Here is a 273-nt window from a genome sequence, read left to right on the forward strand (position 1 = left end):
CGTAATAAGTAGTATTATCATTGGTCCGTTTCAATTTGGTCACGAACCCTTCTTCCAATAGAAGTTTGAGGTTGTTGTAAACAGTCGCCAGACTCATGTTGGGGTAGTTAGGTATTAGATCTTGATAAATCATTTCAGCACTAGGGTGGTCATCGCTTTCGATAATGTAGGCAACGACTGCTTTTCTAGTTTCGGTAATGCGTATACCCTTTTCTTTTAGATGTTGGATGACGTGTTCAAAAGCAGTTTGGTTTTCTGCATTGAAGTGAGAAT

General features: G+C 39.2%; 1 protein-coding gene. It reads right to left on the bottom strand.

Annotation, left to right across the window (positions count from 1 at the left end; translation table 11 throughout):
* A partial coding sequence (locus tag C1G53_RS09035; protein WP_161941396.1) for a Fur family transcriptional regulator occupies positions 1 to 273 on the bottom strand: 273 nt, incomplete at both ends.

The organism is Streptococcus suis (assembly GCF_002960445.1).
Lineage (GTDB): Bacteria > Bacillota > Bacilli > Lactobacillales > Streptococcaceae > Streptococcus > Streptococcus hyiners.